Below are 17,606 nucleotides of genomic sequence, written 5' to 3'. Positions count from 1 at the left end.
CAACCATGCAAAACGCATTCAAAGCGGCGCTGAAAGCCGGAACACCGCAAATCGGTTTATGGCTGGGACTGACCAGCAGCTACAGCGCTGAACTGCTGGCGGGTGCAGGCTTCCACTGGCTGCTGATCGACGGGGAGCATGCCCCCAACAGCGTGCAAACCGTGTTAACCCAGCTTCAGGCGATTGCGCCGTATGCCAGCCAGCCGGTGGTGCGCCCGTCGTGGAACGACCCGGTACAGATCAAGCAACTGCTGGACGTGGGCGCGCAAACCCTGCTGGTGCCGATGGTGCAAAACGCTGACGAAGCGCGTCTGGCCGTACGTTCCACCCGTTATCCGCCTGCGGGAATTCGCGGTGTGGGCAGTGCTCTGGCGCGTGCATCACGCTGGAACCGCATTCCCGATTACCTGCAACAGGCCAACGACGCCATGTGCGTGCTGGTACAAATTGAAACCCGCGAGGCGCTGAAAAACCTGCCGCAGATCCTGGATGTAGAAGGCGTGGACGGCGTGTTTATCGGCCCGGCGGATCTCAGTGCCGACATGGGCTTTGCCGGTAATCCGCAGCACCCGGAAGTACAGGCCGCCATCGGGCAGGCGATCGTGCAGATTCGTGCTGCGGGCAAAGCGCCCGGCATCCTGATGGCCAATGAGCAGCTGGCAAAACGCTATCTCGAACTCGGCGCGCTGTTTGTCGCCGTCGGCGTGGACACCACCCTGCTCGCCCGCAGTGCCGAAGCGCTGGCGGCACGTTTTATCGATAACCCGGTTACGTCAGTTAATAACAATAAATCCGTCTACTGAATGTAAGATCTGGAGCGCACCATGACGACCTCTACCCTGCAAGATAATAAAGCTGTTGAACATCGCGTTATAAACAAGCTGTTCCGTCGTTTGATCGTGTTTCTCTTTATCCTGTTTGTCTTCTCGTTTCTCGACCGCATCAACATCGGCTTTGCCGGGCTGACGATGGGCAAAGATCTGGGCCTCACCTCCACCATGTTTGGCCTGGCGGCAACGCTGTTTTACGTCACCTACGTGCTGTGCGGTATCCCCAGCAACATCATGCTGGCGAAAATCGGTGCGCGCCGCTGGATCGCCGGGATCATGGTGGTGTGGGGCATTGCCTCCACCTGCACCATGTTCGCCACCAGCCCGCAGACGCTCTACGTTTTACGCATGCTGGTGGGTATTGCGGAGGCGGGCTTCCTGCCGGGGATTTTGGTCTATCTCACCTGGTGGTTCCCGGCCTATCACCGCGCCCGTGCCAACGCGCTGTTTATGATTGCCATGCCGGTGACCATGATGCTCGGCTCGATCCTCTCTGGCTATATTCTGGCGCTGGACGGGCTATGGAATTTGAAAGGCTGGCAGTGGCTGTTTCTGCTGGAAGGGCTGCCCTCCGTGGTGCTCGGCGTGGTGACCTGGTTCTTCCTTAACGACACGCCGGATCAGGCCAGCTGGCTGGATGATGACGAAAAACGGGTGCTGAAAACGATGATCGCCCGCGAGCAGGAAGTCGCCATTGCCCGCTCCGTCACACCACGATCGACGCTGCGCGAAGTGCTGACCCCGGCAGTGCTGCTCTACACTCTGGCCTATTTCTGCCTGACCAACACGCTGAGTGCTATCAACATCTGGACGCCACAGATCCTGCAAAGCTTTAACAGCCACAGCAGCAACATCGTGATCGGCCTGCTGGCGGCGATCCCACAGTTTTGCACCATCCTCGGGATGATCTGGTGGAGCCGCCGCTCCGACAGGCTAAAAGAGCGAAAAAAGCACACCATCCTGCCGTATCTGTTCGCGGCGGCGGGATGGATGCTGGCGTCGGCGACAGACCACAGTCTGATCCAGCTGCTTGGCATCATCATGGCCTCAACCGGATCGTTTACCGCTATGGCGATATTCTGGACGACGCCGGATCAGGTTATTAGCCTGCAGTCCCGGGCGGTCGCGCTGGCGGTGATCAACGCCATCGGTAACGTAGGATCTGCAGTCAGCCCCCTGTTGATAGGCATTTTGCGCGATACGACCGGCAGCTTCAGCTCTGGTCTGTGGTTTGTGGCCGGGCTGCTGGTGGTTGGCGCGCTGGTGCTGACCCGGATCCCGATGACGCAGCGGGAAAGCCTGGAGCATGAACCGGACATCGCCGCGCAGAAGATCCACTGAGGAACGGTTATGTGCCAGAGCCCTGTCGCCAATATCGACATCAGCAAAGAGTACGACGAAAGTCTGGGTACTGACGATGTGCACTACCAGTCGTTCGCCCGCATGGCGGCCTTTTTTGGCCGCGACATGCAGGCGCATCGTCACGACCAGTATTTTCAGATGCACTTTCTCGATACCGGGCAGATTGAGCTGCAGCTCGACGATCACCGCTACTCGGTGCAGGCTCCGCTGTTTGTCTTAACGCCACCGTCGGTACCGCACGCGTTTATCACCGAATCCGACAGTGACGGGCACGTGCTGACGGTGCGCGACGATCTGATCTGGCCGCTGTTAGAGGTGCTCTACCCCGGCACGCGGGAAGCCTTCGGCCTGCCGGGCATCTGCCTGTCACTGGCCGATAAACCCGACGAGCTGGCGGCACTGAAACACTACTGGCAGCTGATTGCGCGCGAATCCACGGAACAGCTGCCCGGGCGCGAGCATACGCTGGCGCTTCTGGCACAGGCAGTTTTTACTCTGCTACTGCGCAACGCGAAGCTCGACGACCACGCCGCAAACGGCATGCGCGGCGAGCTGAAGCTGTTCCAGCGCTTTAACCAGCTGATTGACGTCCATTACCATGAACACTGGACGGTGCCGGATTACGCCAACGAGCTGCACCTTACCGAATCCCGACTGACCGATATCTGCCGTCGCTTCGCCAACCGGCCGCCAAAACGGTTGATCTTCGACCGGCAGCTGCGTGAAGCCAGGCGGCTGCTGCTGTTTTCCGACAGCCCGGTGAGTGAAATTGCCTGGCAACTGGGGTTTAAAGATCCGGCCTATTTCGCGCGGTTTTTTAATCGCTTAGTGGGGTGCTCACCCAGCAGCTATCGGGCGCAGAAAGTACCGGTGTCGCCTGTTCCCCTCACCCCTGCCCTCTCCCAAAGGGAGAGGGAGTAACCGTCCCCTCTCCCTTTGGGAGAGGGTTAGGGTGAGGGAAATCACACTCTGCGATCTATCGTGAAAAGTACCCGTCGTTGTCCCAATCGTCCCTTCACCTGCCGCCTCTCTCACGCTTCAATTAAACAACAAAAACAAAACATAAATTTAACAACACTATTCCGTTACGAGGTCCCTATGAAGCCTGAAGATTTCCGCGCTGATGCCAAACGTCCGTTAACCGGCGAAGAGTATTTAAAAAGCCTGCAGGATGGTCGTGAAATTTATATCTACGGCGAGCGCGTCAAAGACGTCACCACCCATCCGGCGTTTCGCAACGCGGCAGCCTCCATCGCCCAGATGTACGACGCGCTGCACAAACCCGACATGCAGGACACGCTGTGCTGGGGCACTGATACCGGCAGCGGCGGCTACACCCACAAGTTCTTCCGCGTGGCGAAAAGTGCCGACGACCTGCGCCAGCAGCGTGACGCCATCGCCGAGTGGTCGCGCCTGAGCTACGGCTGGATGGGCCGCACGCCGGACTACAAAGCAGCGTTTGGCTGCGCGCTGGGAGCCAACCCGGCCTTCTACGGCCAGTTCGAGCAGAACGCCCGCAACTGGTACACCCGCATCCAGGAAACGGGGCTGTACTTCAACCACGCCATCGTTAACCCACCGATTGACCGCCATAAACCGGCGGACGAGGTGAAAGACGTCTACATCAAGCTGGAAAAAGAAACCGATGCCGGGATCATCGTCAGCGGTGCAAAAGTGGTGGCGACCAACTCGGCGCTGACCCACTACAACATGATCGGCTTCGGCTCTGCGCAGGTGATGGGTGAAAACCCGGACTTCGCATTGATGTTCGTCGCACCGATGGATGCCGAAGGGGTGAAGCTCATCTCCCGCGCCTCCTACGAAATGGTGGCTGGCGCAACCGGTTCTCCGTACGACTACCCGCTCTCCAGCCGCTTCGACGAGAACGATGCCATTCTGGTGATGGATCATGTGCTGATCCCGTGGGAAAACGTGCTGATCTACCGCGATTTCGATCGCTGCCGTCGCTGGACGATGGAAGGTGGTTTTGCGCGGATGTACCCGCTGCAGGCCTGCGTGCGTCTGGCAGTCAAACTCGACTTCATCACCGCCCTGCTGAAAAAATCACTGGAATGTACCGGCACCCTGGAGTTCCGCGGCGTACAGGCCGATCTGGGCGAAGTGGTGGCCTGGCGCAATATGTTCTGGGCGCTGAGTGACTCCATGTGCTCCGAAGCTACCCCGTGGGTGAATGGCGCGTATCTGCCGGATCATGCCGCGCTGCAAACCTACCGCGTGATGGCCCCAATGGCCTACGCGAAGATCAAGAACATCATCGAACGTAACGTTACCAGCGGTCTTATCTACCTGCCGTCCAGCGCCCGCGACCTGAACAACCCGCAGATTGACCAGTATCTGGCGAAATACGTGCGTGGCTCCAACGGCATGGATCACGTTGAACGCATCAAGATTTTGAAACTGATGTGGGATGCCATCGGTAGCGAATTTGGCGGTCGTCACGAGCTGTATGAGATCAACTACTCCGGCAGCCAGGATGAAATTCGCCTGCAGTGTCTGCGCCAGGCGCAGAGCTCCGGCAACATGGACAAGATGATGGCGATGGTCGACCGCTGCATGTCCGAGTACGACCAACACGGCTGGACGGTGCCACACCTGCACAACAACAGCGATATCAACATGCTGGATAAGCTGCTGAAATAACGCAGCGGGAGGTTTCAATGCAATCAAATGAACAACGCCTGCGTTTTCGCGATGCGATGGCCAGCCTGTCGGCGGCGGTCAATATTATCACCACTGAGGGCGATGCAGGTCGCTGCGGCATTACCGCCACCGCCGTCTGCCCGGTCACGGACACGCCCCCTTCGTTGATGGTCTGTATTAACACCAACAGCGCGATGAACCCGGTGTTTCAGGGGAACGGTAAACTGTGCGTCAACGTGCTCAACCATGAGCAGGAGCTCATGGCTCGCCATTTTGCCGGGATGACCGGCATGACGATGGAGGAGCGTTTTAGCCTCTCCTGCTGGCAGAAAGGCCCGCTGACACAACCCGCGCTCAAAGGCGCGCTGGCAAGCCTTGAAGGGGAGATAAGCCAGGTGCAAACCATCGGCACGCATCTGGTTTATCTTGTTGAAATTAAAAACATCATTCTGAGCGAAGAGGGCCATGGCCTGATCTATTTTAAACGCAACTTCCACCCGGTGATGATGGAGCCAGAAGCAACCGTCTGATCTGCCACGCGCTGGCGCACCCCGCAGCCAGCGCGTTTCCCGCAAAAAATACTAAGGTTTCCGCTAAATCACGCCGTTATATAACCATAAGATAAATTTTCTGTGTCTGAATACTGACATTTCCTGTCAGTGCCACCCGCATAATTCAGCGCATATCCCTTAAATAAACAGGAATACCTTATGGCTAATTCGACGCGGAGCCGCTCGGCTGAACGTCTGGTCGATATTCTGGTGGAGCTACATTTAAACGGTGTGGTAAACCGCAGCGCGCTGATGGAAAAATTTAAAATTACCGAGCGTACCGTCTACCGTGATTTAAATGCGCTCTCCCCGATAGTGGAACATACCGGTAATGGGCTATATCGTTTGATCCACACCGCACAATCAACTTATGGACAAGGCCTGCACCACACCATCTCTAACTTCCTGAATGCTGATAATTTTTTCCCGGAAAGAAATACAGATTTTTGGCAAAAACTTGAATCCCGCGTTGACGAAAATCATATTCTTATTCTTGGAAATGATGCAGAGCATACCGTACAGCGTGATATTCTCCGCCATTTATCGAAAATTGAGAAATCGATTAAGAATCGTAATGTTTGCCAGATTGTGTATAAAGGCAAAACCCGTCTGATTAATCCATACAAACTCATTAACCAAAAAAATATATGGTATTTACAAGCCACCGAAAATAGCAGGTTGAAATCCTTCTCCCTGAGTCAGATTAGCTGGCTTGATATTCAGAAAAGCACATTTATGCCTGAGGAGCACGTGATTGAGCTACTGGAGAAACGCCTCGATCCGTGGGTGTCTGAGAGTACTTTCGAAGTGAAAGTATTTATCAATCGTAATATTTCGCACTACTTCCAGCGCCGCAATTTACTACCAGAACAAGAACTACTGGGTGAGGAAAGCGGTGGCGTCACGCTCCGCTGCCTGGCGGCACATGAGAACCAGATCCTGCCGCTGCTTTTCTACTGGCTGCCGAACATTCAGATTTTAGAGCCGGTGTGGCTGAAAGAGAAGTTCGTGAAGACGCTGGAAGCCTATCTGGCACAGGAGTCTGCACCCTAATCAGGTGATCTCAATCACATAATTTCATCCACTGACGGCGGGTCTGAACCACTCGCCGCCACCTTTGACCGCTTACTCATCGCTTTCAACCACTCACCGATTTACCGTCCTTGACACACGCGACACTCTGGCACGATCGCTCCAGCATTAATCAATACCTCCTCAACGAACCCTGACCCTTTTTTCTTCACATAAAAAACCAGGTCTTACTATGGATACTAAAAAACTACTGAAGCACGTGCCCTGGGCATTACTCGGGATCCTCGGCGCTTTCTGTCTGGCGGTTGTCGCATTACGCCGGGGCGAACACGTAAGCGCCCTGTGGATCGTGGTGGCGTCTGTTTCCGTCTATCTTGTGGCTTATCGCTACTACAGCTTGTACATCGCGCAGAAGGTCATGAAACTCGACCCGACGCGTGCTACCCCGGCGGTCATTAACAATGACGGCCTGAATTACGTGCCCACCAACCGCTACGTGCTGTTTGGTCACCACTTTGCCGCGATTGCGGGTGCAGGTCCGCTGGTCGGCCCGGTGCTGGCCGCGCAAATGGGCTATCTGCCAGGTACCCTGTGGCTGCTCGCAGGCGTCGTGCTGGCGGGTGCAGTGCAGGACTTCATGGTGTTGTTTATCTCTTCTCGCCGTAACGGTGCCTCTCTGGGTGAGATGGTCAAAGAAGAGATGGGCCGCGTGCCGGGAACGATCGCCCTGTTCGGCTGCTTCCTGATTATGATCATCATCCTTGCGGTGCTGGCACTGATCGTGGTGAAAGCGCTGGCCGAAAGCCCGTGGGGGGTGTTCACCGTCTGCTCAACCGTGCCAATTGCGCTGTTCATGGGTATCTACATGCGCTTCCTGCGTCCGGGACGCGTGGGCGAAGTGTCGGTGATTGGTATTGTGCTGCTGGTCGCGTCCATTTACTTCGGCGGCGTGATTGCACACGACCCGTACTGGGGTCCGGCACTGACCTTCAAAGACACCACCATCACCTTCGCACTGGTCGGTTACGCATTTATCTCCGCCCTGCTGCCGGTCTGGCTGATTCTGGCTCCGCGTGACTACCTGGCAACCTTCCTGAAAATCGGCGTTATTGTCGGTCTGGCACTGGGTATCGTGATCCTCAACCCGGATCTGAAAATGCCTGCGGTCACGCAGTACATCGACGGCACCGGTCCACTGTGGAAAGGCGCGCTGTTCCCGTTCCTGTTCATCACCATCGCGTGTGGTGCGGTCTCGGGCTTCCACGCCCTGATCTCCTCCGGTACCACGCCAAAACTGCTGGCGAATGAAAACGACGCACGCCTGATCGGTTACGGCGCAATGCTGATGGAATCCTTCGTAGCGATCATGGCTCTGGTTGCCGCCTCCATCATCGAACCGGGTCTGTACTTCGCGATGAACACCCCACCAGCGGGCCTGGGCATTACCATGCCAAACCTGCATGAGATGGGCGGTGACAACGCGGCAATGATCATGGCGCAGCTTAAAGATGCCAGCGCCCATGCGGCGGCGACCGTCAGCTCCTGGGGCTTTGTGATCTCGCCTGAGCAGATCATGCAGACCGCAAAAGACATTGGCGAACCGTCCGTACTGAACCGTGCCGGTGGCGCACCAACGCTGGCCGTCGGTATCGCACACGTGTTCCACAAAGTGCTGCCGTGGGCGGACATGGGCTTCTGGTACCACTTCGGTATTCTGTTCGAAGCACTGTTCATCCTGACCGCGCTGGATGCCGGTACCCGTGCAGGCCGCTTCATGCTGCAGGACTTGCTCGGTAACTTCGTACCGTTCCTGAAGAAAACCGACTCTCTGGTCGCGGGCGTGCTGGGTACGGCGGGCTGCGTAGGCCTGTGGGGTTACCTGCTGTATCAGGGCGTTGTCGACCCGCTGGGCGGCGTGAAGAGCCTGTGGCCACTGTTCGGTATCTCTAACCAGATGCTGGCAGCCGTTGCTCTGGTGCTCGGTACCGTAGTCCTGGTGAAAATGAAACGCACCAAATACATCTGGGTGACCGTGGTTCCTGCGATGTGGCTGCTGCTCTGCACCACCTGGGCGCTGGGTCTGAAACTGTTCAGCACCAACCCACAGCTGGAAGGCTTCTTCTTCATGGCTAACCAGTACAAAGAGAAGATTGCCGCAGGCGGCGGTGACCTGACCGCGCAGCAGATTGCCAACATGAACCATATCGTGGTGAACAACTACACCAACGCGGGTCTGAGCATTCTGTTCCTGGTGGTGGTGTACAGCATCATCTTCTACGGCATCAAAACCTGGATGAAAGTGCGTAACGCTGAAGGTCGTACGGATAAAGAGACTCCGTATGTACCGGTTCCGGAAGGCGGCGTGAAGACCTCTTCACACCACTAAAAATAACGGCGGGTGGCGCTACGCTGACCCGCCCTACAACGGTACAGTAGGCCCGGTAAGCGTAGCGCCACCGGGCTTTTTCTGTCTGGAACGTACAATGTTTGGTAACTTAGGCGAAGCAAAAAAATACCTCGGTCAGGCGGCGAAAATGCTGATTGGCATTCCGGACTATGACAACTACGTTGAGCATATGAAGACCAACCATCCGGATAAGCCGTACATGACCTACACCGAATTCTTCCGTGAGCGCCAGGAAGCGCGCTACGGCGGAAGTGGAGAAGGCGGCATCCGTTGCTGCTAAAGGAGAGATCATGACCCCGATTACCGTCACCCTGTTGACCGGTTTCCTCGGCGCAGGCAAAACCACCCTGCTGCGCCACATTCTGAATGCGCAGCATGGCTTCAAAATCGCCGTCATTGAAAACGAGTTCGGCGAAGTCCCGGTGGACGATCAGCTGATTGGCGACCGCGCCACGCAGATCAAAACCCTGACCAACGGCTGCATCTGCTGCACCCGTTCTAACGAATTAGAAGATGCCCTGCTCGACCTGCTCGACAGCCGCGATCGCGGTGATATCGACTTTGACCGCCTGGTGATTGAATGCACCGGCATGGCCGACCCGGGCCCGATTATTCAGACCTTTTTCTCCCATGACATCCTCTGCCAGCGCTATCTGCTGGACGGTGTGATTGCCCTGGTCGATGCGGTTCACGCCGACGAGCAGATGAACCAGTTCACTATCGCCCAGTCACAGGTGGGTTACGCCGACCGCATTCTGCTGACCAAAACCGACGTGGCAGGTGCCAGCGAAAAACTGCGCGAACGTCTGACGCGCATTAACTCACGCGCCCCGATTTACACCGTCACGCACGGCGATATTGACCTGTCTCAGCTGTTTAACACCAACGGCTTTATGCTGGAAGAGAACGTCACCTCAAAACCGCGCTTCCACTTTATGGCGGATAAACAAAACGATGTGTCGTCGATTGTGGTCGAACTGGATTACCCGGTGGATATCAGCGACGTCTCCCGCGTAATGGAAAACCTGCTGCTGTCGTTTGCTGACAAACTGCTGCGCTACAAAGGGATGTTGTGGATCAACAGTGAACCGAACCGCCTGCTGTTCCAGGGCGTGCAGCGTCTGTACAGCGCCGACTGGGACAGACCGTGGGGAGAGGAAACGCCGCGCAGTGTAATGGTGTTTATTGGTATGCAACTGCCGGAAGAAGAGATCCGGGCAGAGTTTGCGGGGCTGAAAAAATAAAATACAGACTCCCTTTTGATTGAGAAAGGGAGTAATTTTTCCGTAACACAAATTTCGTGCAGCCTCCTTTGTGTTTCCCATATTGTCTGTTAAGGTCATTAACAATAATTAAATTATGCTTTGGATGAATATTCACTGAAATATTAATCGAGCGTAAATCTATATTTTTCATGAATTGATAGGCGTAATATGGCAATCGTCATCCCCACAATTAGTAGTTGTAGCGAGAAAATCACGGCCGGCGAGAAAAGACTGGCAAGGCTTCTTGAAGGGGGGCTCAGCGATTTGTGCACATGCTGGTATGATACCCGAATGGGGGAAAAGCAAAATCACCCAGATTTTGTGATATTGACCCCAGACAAAGGCTTGTTATTCATTGAGGTCAAAGACTGGTATATCACAAAAATAAAATCTGCCAACAAAACGCATATTCATTACGAAACCAGGAACGGCGTTGAGCCGTTGAAAAACCCACTCGAACAGGTTCGTCAATATACCTTTCACACCATTGACAGCCTGAAAAAAGATCCTCTGCTTCGCCAACAAGAAGGGGATTATCAGGGAGGTTTTATTATGCCGTATGGATATGGTGTTTATTTTAGCAACATCACCCGAGCCCAGCTTGAAAAGAGTTTTCTACCCGACGAACTAAATGAAATATTGCCCACCAGCCAGGTAATTTGTAAAGATGAGCTCACTGAATTTATGACCAGGGAACAAATCTCTGCCCGGCTCGAATCCCTTCTCAAGCATAACTTCGTTCATCACACAACACCGCAACAGCTTGATCGCATCCGATGGCATCTTTATCCCGATGTACGCATTAACACGTCTGTTACGCAGGGTGTTCTGGATAATTTTACGTTCCATACCCCTGATATAGTTTGCATGATGGACAGGAACCAGGAACAACTCGCCAGAAGCATGGGAGCGGGACACCGGGTTATTCACGGCGTGGCAGGATCCGGCAAAACGCTCATTTTGCACCACCGCTGTATTGAACTTGCCAACAATATTGAAAACACCAAACCGATTCTGGTGATTTGCTACAACATCACGCTGGCCAAAAAACTCAAAGCGCAACTCGAGCAGCACACCCTCAGACTCCCCGTCGAAGTCATCCATTTTCATGCCTGGTGTTATCAGCAATTAAACGCGCATCATCGTATTCCGCCAAATAACAAAAACTTTATTGAGCTGATGGAAAATGCACTGACGGTGGCATTTGAAGAGGGGATTATAAAACCGGAGCAATACAGCGCCGTTCTAATCGACGAAGGACACGATTTCAAGCCAGAGTGGTTGAGAATACTCGCCCGTATGCCGGACAACAAAGATAATTCGCTTCTTTTCCTCTACGATGACGCCCAGTCTATCTACCAGAAGAAAAAAGCGCTCGACTTCACACTCTCCAGTGTCGATATCAAGGCCCTCGGCCGCACGACCATCCTGAACACCAATTATCGTAATACCCGGCAAATACTCCATTTCGCCAGCAGCATTGCATTTAATTACCTCAATAATCACATTGAAGAGGCGCTCAAATACCAGCAACCTGATGCCGGAGGATTGTCAGGTAATTACCCGGCACTGGCCAGCTTTGATAATCAGGACCAGGAGATTACTCACGTGCTCGATTGGGTGACAGAGCAGCGGCAGCAAGGTGTTGCATGGTCAGAGATCGCCATACTGTGCCCTTCAACATACAGCCTCTCGGGTATGCTGGGGCCACGTCTCTCGGCACGTAACATCCCTTACCAGATGATTGTCACCAGCGATGATAAAAAGCACTGGTCGCCGCAAAATGATTTCCTTTGCGTGATGCCGTTACCAAGCAGTAAAGGGCTTGAATTCCACTCGGTCGCTATTATGGATGCCGCAAAGGAAAGGGACGAGGAGGATCTGAGTGACGATATCAAGCGCCTGTATGTCGGATTTACCCGCGCGCGCCAGAATCTTCTGGTGACAATGCACGGAACCGGAAGCCTGCGCGATCATCTTGTCGATACCTACGAGCATAGCGCGAAGGCAATTTAGTGAATCTACGCTATTAATCAACACACATTCCCTCTCCCCGGGCTGTACACCAACGAGGAGAGGGTCAGCCCCTACTTCAACGCTTCCGGCAGCGTCACAATCCACAGTTCACTGTCTGACTCCGGCTTCTTCAGCGGCTTCACGCTGAGCGTGGTGGTCACCGGTTTGTCATCCAGCGTCAGAGCCCCCTGGGTATTCACCCGATAATCCTTGAGCTTCTTACCTTCGACCGGGTTTTGCATCGCCACCTTCACGCCAAAGTCGTTATCGTTCGCCACCGCCAGCGTTTTATTGTCAATCAGCGCCAGCCCTTCGGCCTTCTCCTGTTGCCAGCCCAGCGCGCGCAAATCGGTCACCCGCGTTTTACCCGCAAGTGTAATACCGCGCTTCGCCAGCGTCTTCTCATCATCAAATTCCGGGTACTCATCCGGCTTATCGAAAGCGGCTAAATCGCTCGCCTTGCTGAGATCGACCTTGTAGATGAGGTTACGCATCTCTTCGTTTTTACCCTCACCTTGCTCAATCAGCAGGATGTGCTGGTTATCAAGCGCCACGATATCGCCGATTTTGGCATCACTGTTTTTGCTGTAGGCCGCACTGTCTATGGGATAGCCGTACATCGCGGTTTTTCCGGTTGCCGGGTCGAAGCTCACCAGACGCGTAAACAGCGCCTGTTTTTTACTCTTACCGTCGATATCCAGCGTGCTTTGTACTGCGGCAATAATACGCCCGTCCGGCATACGGGTGAGGCCTTCAAAGCCCCGGTTCGGTTGACGCCATTTGATAATATTGGGCAAACCACCCGCGACAGATTTTTCCCCCTCCGCCGCCTGCGGCCCGTGGACGGTCAGGATTTTACCTTTGCTGTCGACGTTAATCAGAAACGGGCCATACTCGTCACACAGCCAGTAACCGCCTTTCCCATCCGGCGTAATCCCTTCCGTATCCAGCCCGCGATTGTCGCCCTTCAGCACCTTTAACGTGTCGCTGAACGCCACTTCATTGGTGGAGCCGATCACGCCGCTTTGTAGCGGCAGCCCGTTAATTTCACCTTTATCGTCATGCAGAGGACGGGCATCAATGGCCTCTGCTTTGCCGTTCTGTACGCGAATTGTCATGAGAAGCGGTGCGAAATCCGGTGTCACAAAGATTTTGGCTTCGTTTTTACCCACCTTTGGCGAATCCGCATTCGGGCCGCGATCGGTGACGGTGACAAAGGTCAGGGCATCACCCTGTTTACCCGTAAACAGCAGGCCGGAACCAATACCAACGGGGAGTCCATTCGGGAACGCACTGGCAAACGCACCGCTGTATTTCACGTGTGTACCTTCGGGAAAACTCACGATATAGCGTTCGGCAGTGGGCTGCGCCGCCAGGGCAGAGGAAGAGAGAACACAACCGATAAATGCGGGAATAATTTTTCTTTTCATAATGTTAGCATCCATAAAGGGAAGCTAACACCGTAAAGAATAAACGTGTCAGGAAAATGACATTGGATGGAAACATTACCGCTCCCGATGGTGCTGCATCTCCAGTAGCAGCAGCATGGTCAGCGCCTGTGCATAAGGCACGGGTGCAACCGCGATATCGCAGTAATACTGGATATCCCAGCCGAGCATGGTACCGCGCGACGCCTCAAGCACCAGCCCGTCGTCGTCGATACGCGCCATCACGGCGTCGCAGGCGCGCAAAGCATGTGCTCTCACGTCATCGTTCAGGATCCCCATACGCATACCGCGCAGCATTCCATAAGCAATACCGGCTGTTGCTGAAGATTCCTGCGGAGACAACGGGTCGTCGAGCACCGTGTGCCACATGCCGTTCTCCGCCTGCAGTTCGCACAGCGTGCGCACCTGGCGCACCACAACCTGCGACAGATAACGGCGTACGCTCACGTCAAGATGCTCACCCATCAGTTCAATAAATTCAGGTATGGCAACGGTGATCCACGCGTTCCCGCGCGCCCAGAATACGCCAGCAAAATGGTGCTTATCGATAAACGTCCAGCCGTGATACCACAGACCGCTGACGGGGTCGCTCAGGTAGCGGGTGTGCAGCAAAAACTGGTATCCCGCTTCGTCGATGAGCTGCCGGCGTTCAAGCACAACCCCCGCCACGCCGAGGAACAGACACGTCATAAACAGCGTATCGTCCCACAGTTGCCCGGTGTTGGGCTGCTCCTTCACCACATGCTGGAAACCGCCCTCTTCGGTTTTCGGTAGCTCACGCAGCAACGCATCGGCCCAGTGGTTGACCACGGCGAGCAGATCCTGACGCTGATGGTGCCCGGCCACCAGCGTCAGCGCGATCATCGGCGCAGTGGTATTGATCTGCACCTCCGGCAGACCTTTGCCAATCTGCGCGTCATACCACGCGAGAATGGCACGTTGTAGCGCCGTATCGTTGCGGAAATCAGCAAAGCGCCAGTAACCGTACAGCCCCACGCCCACCTCCCATTCCCACTCCTCGAAATGAATGGCAAATCCGTCCCCCACGCCCACTTCATCGAGATTTTTCAGGCGACAAAAACCACGTACCACGCGCTCCAGGGTGTTCATTAGCGGCTCGTTGTTCATGCTTTGCCTCCCTTCATCCGCATCTCGCCAAGCCGCCGTTGCCGATCTCCGGTACGTGAAGAGGCAATAAAAAGCGCCTCCGGGAACAGCTGTCCGGCAAGATGCTGGGCGGTATGAAACGCAGCAGCATGGCCTGGGTCCCAAAAATCCATCACATCGCAACCCCGTTCGTCGTGCCAGTAGCGATACCCCAGAATGGCCGATTTCACCCTTCGCCACAGCGGTTCAGGGAAACAGGCATTCCGGTGCGCCTGCCAGAGCCGCAGCAGCGTCAGCAGGGAAAACACAGATCCTTCCTCACGTGCGCTCACCCGTTTGAGCAGCCCATACAGCAGGGCATCTGCCTCCGGGCCGTATTCACGCTGCGCCATCAGCGTCAGCAGGCGCTCCGCGTCAGGCTCCGGCGGCACAGATCTTTGGGGAAGTGCCTCACCCTCATGCCACACAACACCCAGCGGCGGTTCACCGAGATAGACCATTTTCAGCGCACAGAGGGTATCGCGCTCAAACAATTCGTCGAGATGGAGAAGCACGCGGTTTTCGCCCTGGCAAAGCGGGAGGCTGACGTCCAGAAACTGCATTTCGTTACGGGTAAAGGGCGTAAAGCAGGCCGCCAGTGTACCGGAGCACCACAGACGCACGCCGCCGCAGGTACCGAGACGAAATGCATATTCCCCGCCATGTGGCGCGATAACATCGACCGCCAGCCAGCGCTGAACATGAAACGGTAAAGGGCAAAACGCGGAGAAAGAGACAACGCCGTCTGCATCGCTCGCCGCAATATGATCCAGCGGCCACGCCTGCAACGGGTCGATGCCCCGCCCGGCATAGCGGTGCTGGAATATGCGGCGGCAAAACGACATATCCTGTGCCCTGCGGGCATGGCGGATACGTTCGTCAAACACTTCCCCGGTATAAAATTCCGCAAAACGTTCTTCTTTTGCGGCAGATACGCGAAAACGCGTCAGCGCCCCGCCCTGCGTCAGTTGCCTTTCACCCTGGAACATCGCTTCCTCATCTCACGAATCCATACAAAACACGGATATTTTCAGAGAACGGGATAAACAGAACGAGGGAACATCACCGACGAATATCAGGTTCTGCCTGGTCACTCACAAAGCCGCCAGGCTCCGGGGGAACAGCGTGACAGGTATCACACCTGACGGATGGCAGAAAAATCGTGATGCGACAAACGTCACACAAACTCCCCAGTCCGGGATTTTTATGTGATGCCCGTCGACTTACTTAAGCCCTTTCAGCTCCTCGCCCAGGCTATCGGCCAGGGCGCGAACGCGGGATGCATCAAACAAGACGTGTAAGCCGGGGGAGGCATCAGCGTGCTTTGCGCAGTAGTCGTCCATCTCGGCGGCGCTGCGGTACAGCTCCTGAATGTTGATCTGACAAATTTCCCGCATGCTCCAGCTGTTCTCCACTTCACGGGCAAAACGCAGGGTAAAGAAGGCTTTCTGCGCATGTAAAAACAGGAGGCAGTAGAGTGAAAAACCCTGCCACTCCTCCAGCCAGCGCTGTTTGAGCGCCCACGGGAATGCCGCTGTGTCGGCAAAACGCAGCGCCTGTTCACGCAATTCGGCAGACGCCGCCCCCGCATCGTCCTTCTCTTTAGCGATCCGCGAAAGGGAGCTGGCAGACGCCTCAACGTCGTGGGCGCTGAAAAAGACCTCGCGCTCCGAACCAGGCAGCCAGTGGTTGCGGTTAAGCTGCCCGAACAGGCTCCACACCGCCTGACCGTAGCTTTCGGGTACCTGGCTGTGACGATGAAAAACGTGATCGCGCACGTAGATAGCCTGGTAAAGCACCTGTCCGGCTCGCTCCAGCAACGCCTGGAACGTCTCAAAAGTCTGCGCATCTGGCCGCCAGCCGTAGCGCTCATCCAGCCAGTGAGTCAGCAGCTGCGCCTGCGTCTGGTGCGTGTCATCACTCGCCAGCATGCGGCTACAGGCCACCAGATTGCATTCACTCAGGGTGCCGATGATCCAGTGGTTATCAACCCCTTCCCAGCTGGCTTTGCACACTGCACCGCGGATCGCCGGGTTGCTGCGACACCACAACAGCCGCCCCTGCAGTTCGTCAATACGCGGGAACGGAAACACGCCCCAGCCCACCTCTTCTCCTACCAGATCGATCTCCGCCCACACTTCACGTTCCTGTACCGCCAGCAGCGCCGGGTTATTCGGGAACGACGGCCAGAACCGTTCAGGCGTCAGCTTGATGGAGACGCTCACGCTTTCCGGCAGCGGGTGAATAGCATCCAGCACGTTAGCCACATCATGATTCCCCGCCGGGAAAACGCGCAGCACCAGGTGTTTATTTTCGTGCTGCATGGCGCGAGACAGGGCGTTAAAACAGCGGCTGTAGAGCGCTAAACTGCGCTCATCATGCTGCGGCGCTTCCGCGCTTAGCTCCCAGTTCGGACGCGAAACAGGCAGCAGACCGTCCGTATTGGAGATGGCCACCAGCAGGCCATGCAGCGCGGGAATACGCTGGCAAATGAGTGAAACTTTCTCGGCCAGATACCCGCTCCAGAAATCCACGTCAAAGCGCACACCGTGCCCTGGCTCAAACAGATGAGGGTGCGCGAGCAGCAGATCGGTCGGGAAGTTGAACTCTTTCGCCTGCAGGTAAAAACGCAGTCCCTTTTGCTGACACAAAAGACCGAGGCGGTTGAGATACACGCAGCGGGCGCGCTGCTGGCTGGAAAGGCGGTCATTGTACTGATGCGGCGTGTAGCCTTTGGGAGAGACAAGTTTGTCGAACAGATCCACCTGCCCGACAATCACGGTATTGAACGCATGTGCGACGGCGTATTCCACCAGCTCACAGGCCTTTTCCCAGTTCCAGTAAGCCTGATTATTTAACTCCAGCGCGCGCGTCTGCCACATTCATTC

General features: G+C 55.5%; 14 protein-coding genes. 10 read left to right on the top strand and 4 right to left on the bottom strand.

Annotated elements, in window-relative coordinates; all coding sequences use genetic code 11:
* Positions 1-5 precede the first annotated feature (5 nt).
* The 10 genes from hpaI (at position 6) to ACHHZ6_RS04345 (ending at position 12,124) form a co-directional block, all read left to right on the top strand.
* Entirely contained in the window at positions 6-803 is a 798-nt protein-coding gene (gene hpaI / locus ACHHZ6_RS04390; protein ID WP_182273604.1) for a 4-hydroxy-2-oxoheptanedioate aldolase, read from the top strand.
* A 21-nt stretch (positions 804-824) separates the two neighbouring features.
* Positions 825-2,171, top strand: coding sequence for a 4-hydroxyphenylacetate permease (hpaX, locus tag ACHHZ6_RS04385; protein ID WP_182919350.1), 1,347 nt, complete (start codon positions 825-827; stop codon positions 2,169-2,171).
* A 9-nt stretch (positions 2,172-2,180) separates the two neighbouring features.
* Positions 2,181-3,113 (top strand): 4-hydroxyphenylacetate catabolism regulatory protein HpaA, encoded by a 933-nt coding sequence (hpaA, locus tag ACHHZ6_RS04380; RefSeq protein ID WP_395121838.1) that lies wholly within the window; start codon positions 2,181-2,183, stop codon positions 3,111-3,113.
* Positions 3,114-3,290: 177 nt separating this feature from the next.
* The gene (gene hpaB, locus ACHHZ6_RS04375) at positions 3,291-4,853 is read left to right on the top strand and encodes a 4-hydroxyphenylacetate 3-monooxygenase, oxygenase component (protein WP_014168483.1); all 1,563 of its coding nucleotides are present in this window, start codon (positions 3,291-3,293) and stop codon (positions 4,851-4,853) included.
* Positions 4,854-4,870: 17 nt separating this feature from the next.
* Positions 4,871-5,383, top strand: coding sequence for a 4-hydroxyphenylacetate 3-monooxygenase reductase subunit (locus ACHHZ6_RS04370; protein ID WP_395121837.1), 513 nt, complete (start codon positions 4,871-4,873; stop codon positions 5,381-5,383).
* Between the two features lie 180 nt (positions 5,384-5,563).
* A complete protein-coding gene (locus ACHHZ6_RS04365; protein WP_395121836.1) occupies positions 5,564-6,457 on the top strand; it encodes a helix-turn-helix transcriptional regulator in 894 nt (297 codons plus the stop codon).
* Between the two features lie 211 nt (positions 6,458-6,668).
* Complete coding sequence (locus tag ACHHZ6_RS04360) at positions 6,669-8,822, top strand: carbon starvation CstA family protein (protein WP_182919347.1); 2,154 nt, start codon at positions 6,669-6,671, stop codon at positions 8,820-8,822.
* A gap of 97 nt (positions 8,823-8,919) precedes the next feature.
* Positions 8,920-9,123 carry a YbdD/YjiX family protein gene (locus tag ACHHZ6_RS04355; protein WP_058840493.1) on the top strand — a complete coding sequence of 68 codons (204 nt, stop codon included), beginning with the start codon at positions 8,920-8,922 and terminating at the stop codon, positions 9,121-9,123.
* Positions 9,124-9,133: 10 nt separating this feature from the next.
* Positions 9,134-10,087 (top strand): GTPase, encoded by a 954-nt coding sequence (yjiA, locus tag ACHHZ6_RS04350; RefSeq protein WP_182273610.1) that lies wholly within the window; start codon positions 9,134-9,136, stop codon positions 10,085-10,087.
* A gap of 189 nt (positions 10,088-10,276) precedes the next feature.
* Entirely contained in the window at positions 10,277-12,124 is a 1,848-nt protein-coding gene (locus ACHHZ6_RS04345; RefSeq protein ID WP_395121835.1) for a 3'-5' exonuclease, read from the top strand.
* Between the two features lie 71 nt (positions 12,125-12,195).
* Here the strand turns inward: ACHHZ6_RS04345 and ACHHZ6_RS04340 are convergent, their stop codons facing one another.
* The 4 genes from ACHHZ6_RS04340 to ACHHZ6_RS04325 all read right to left on the bottom strand — a co-directional run bounded on the left by ACHHZ6_RS04340 (position 12,196) and on the right by ACHHZ6_RS04325 (position 17,600).
* Entirely contained in the window at positions 12,196-13,554 is a 1,359-nt protein-coding gene (locus ACHHZ6_RS04340; protein WP_182273611.1) for an esterase-like activity of phytase family protein, read from the bottom strand.
* A gap of 75 nt (positions 13,555-13,629) precedes the next feature.
* Positions 13,630-14,700, bottom strand: coding sequence for a glycoside hydrolase family 105 protein (locus tag ACHHZ6_RS04335; protein ID WP_395121834.1), 1,071 nt, complete (start codon positions 14,698-14,700; stop codon positions 13,630-13,632).
* Positions 14,697-15,707, bottom strand: a complete 1,011-nt coding sequence (locus ACHHZ6_RS04330; protein ID WP_395121833.1) for a hypothetical protein — start codon at positions 15,705-15,707, stop codon at positions 14,697-14,699. Before ACHHZ6_RS04330 ends, ACHHZ6_RS04335 begins: the two co-directional genes overlap by 4 nt.
* A 234-nt stretch (positions 15,708-15,941) precedes the next feature.
* Entirely contained in the window at positions 15,942-17,600 is a 1,659-nt protein-coding gene (locus tag ACHHZ6_RS04325) for a hypothetical protein (protein ID WP_182919343.1), read from the bottom strand.
* Positions 17,601-17,606: the final 6 nt, after the last annotated feature.

The sequence above is a fragment of the Enterobacter cloacae complex sp. 2024EL-00214 genome (assembly GCF_043945575.1).
Lineage (GTDB): Bacteria > Pseudomonadota > Gammaproteobacteria > Enterobacterales > Enterobacteriaceae > Enterobacter > Enterobacter cloacae_P.
Note: the sequence above shows the minus strand (reverse complement) of the source record. Positions and strands in the feature narration are given on the sequence as shown.

Excerpts from the sequence above, each read along its gene's own strand:
- ACHHZ6_RS04360 (WP_182919347.1), top strand. The coding sequence starts at position 6,669 with ATGGATACTAAAAAACTACTGAAGCACGTGCCCTGGGCATTACTCGGG.
- ACHHZ6_RS04330 (WP_395121833.1), bottom strand. The coding sequence starts at position 15,707 with ATGTTCCAGGGTGAAAGGCAACTGACGCAGGGCGGGGCGCTGACGCGT.
- ACHHZ6_RS04345 (WP_395121835.1), top strand. The coding sequence starts at position 10,277 with ATGGCAATCGTCATCCCCACAATTAGTAGTTGTAGCGAGAAAATCACG.
- hpaB (WP_014168483.1), top strand. The coding sequence starts at position 3,291 with ATGAAGCCTGAAGATTTCCGCGCTGATGCCAAACGTCCGTTAACCGGC.
- hpaI (WP_182273604.1), top strand. The coding sequence starts at position 6 with ATGCAAAACGCATTCAAAGCGGCGCTGAAAGCCGGAACACCGCAAATC.
- ACHHZ6_RS04370 (WP_395121837.1), top strand. The coding sequence starts at position 4,871 with ATGCAATCAAATGAACAACGCCTGCGTTTTCGCGATGCGATGGCCAGC.
- ACHHZ6_RS04365 (WP_395121836.1), top strand. The coding sequence starts at position 5,564 with ATGGCTAATTCGACGCGGAGCCGCTCGGCTGAACGTCTGGTCGATATT.
- yjiA (WP_182273610.1), top strand. The coding sequence starts at position 9,134 with ATGACCCCGATTACCGTCACCCTGTTGACCGGTTTCCTCGGCGCAGGC.
- hpaX (WP_182919350.1), top strand. The coding sequence starts at position 825 with ATGACGACCTCTACCCTGCAAGATAATAAAGCTGTTGAACATCGCGTT.
- ACHHZ6_RS04340 (WP_182273611.1), bottom strand. The coding sequence starts at position 13,554 with ATGAAAAGAAAAATTATTCCCGCATTTATCGGTTGTGTTCTCTCTTCC.
- ACHHZ6_RS04355 (WP_058840493.1), top strand. The coding sequence starts at position 8,920 with ATGTTTGGTAACTTAGGCGAAGCAAAAAAATACCTCGGTCAGGCGGCG.
- ACHHZ6_RS04335 (WP_395121834.1), bottom strand. The coding sequence starts at position 14,700 with ATGAACAACGAGCCGCTAATGAACACCCTGGAGCGCGTGGTACGTGGT.
- hpaA (WP_395121838.1), top strand. The coding sequence starts at position 2,181 with ATGTGCCAGAGCCCTGTCGCCAATATCGACATCAGCAAAGAGTACGAC.
- ACHHZ6_RS04325 (WP_182919343.1), bottom strand. The coding sequence starts at position 17,600 with ATGTGGCAGACGCGCGCGCTGGAGTTAAATAATCAGGCTTACTGGAAC.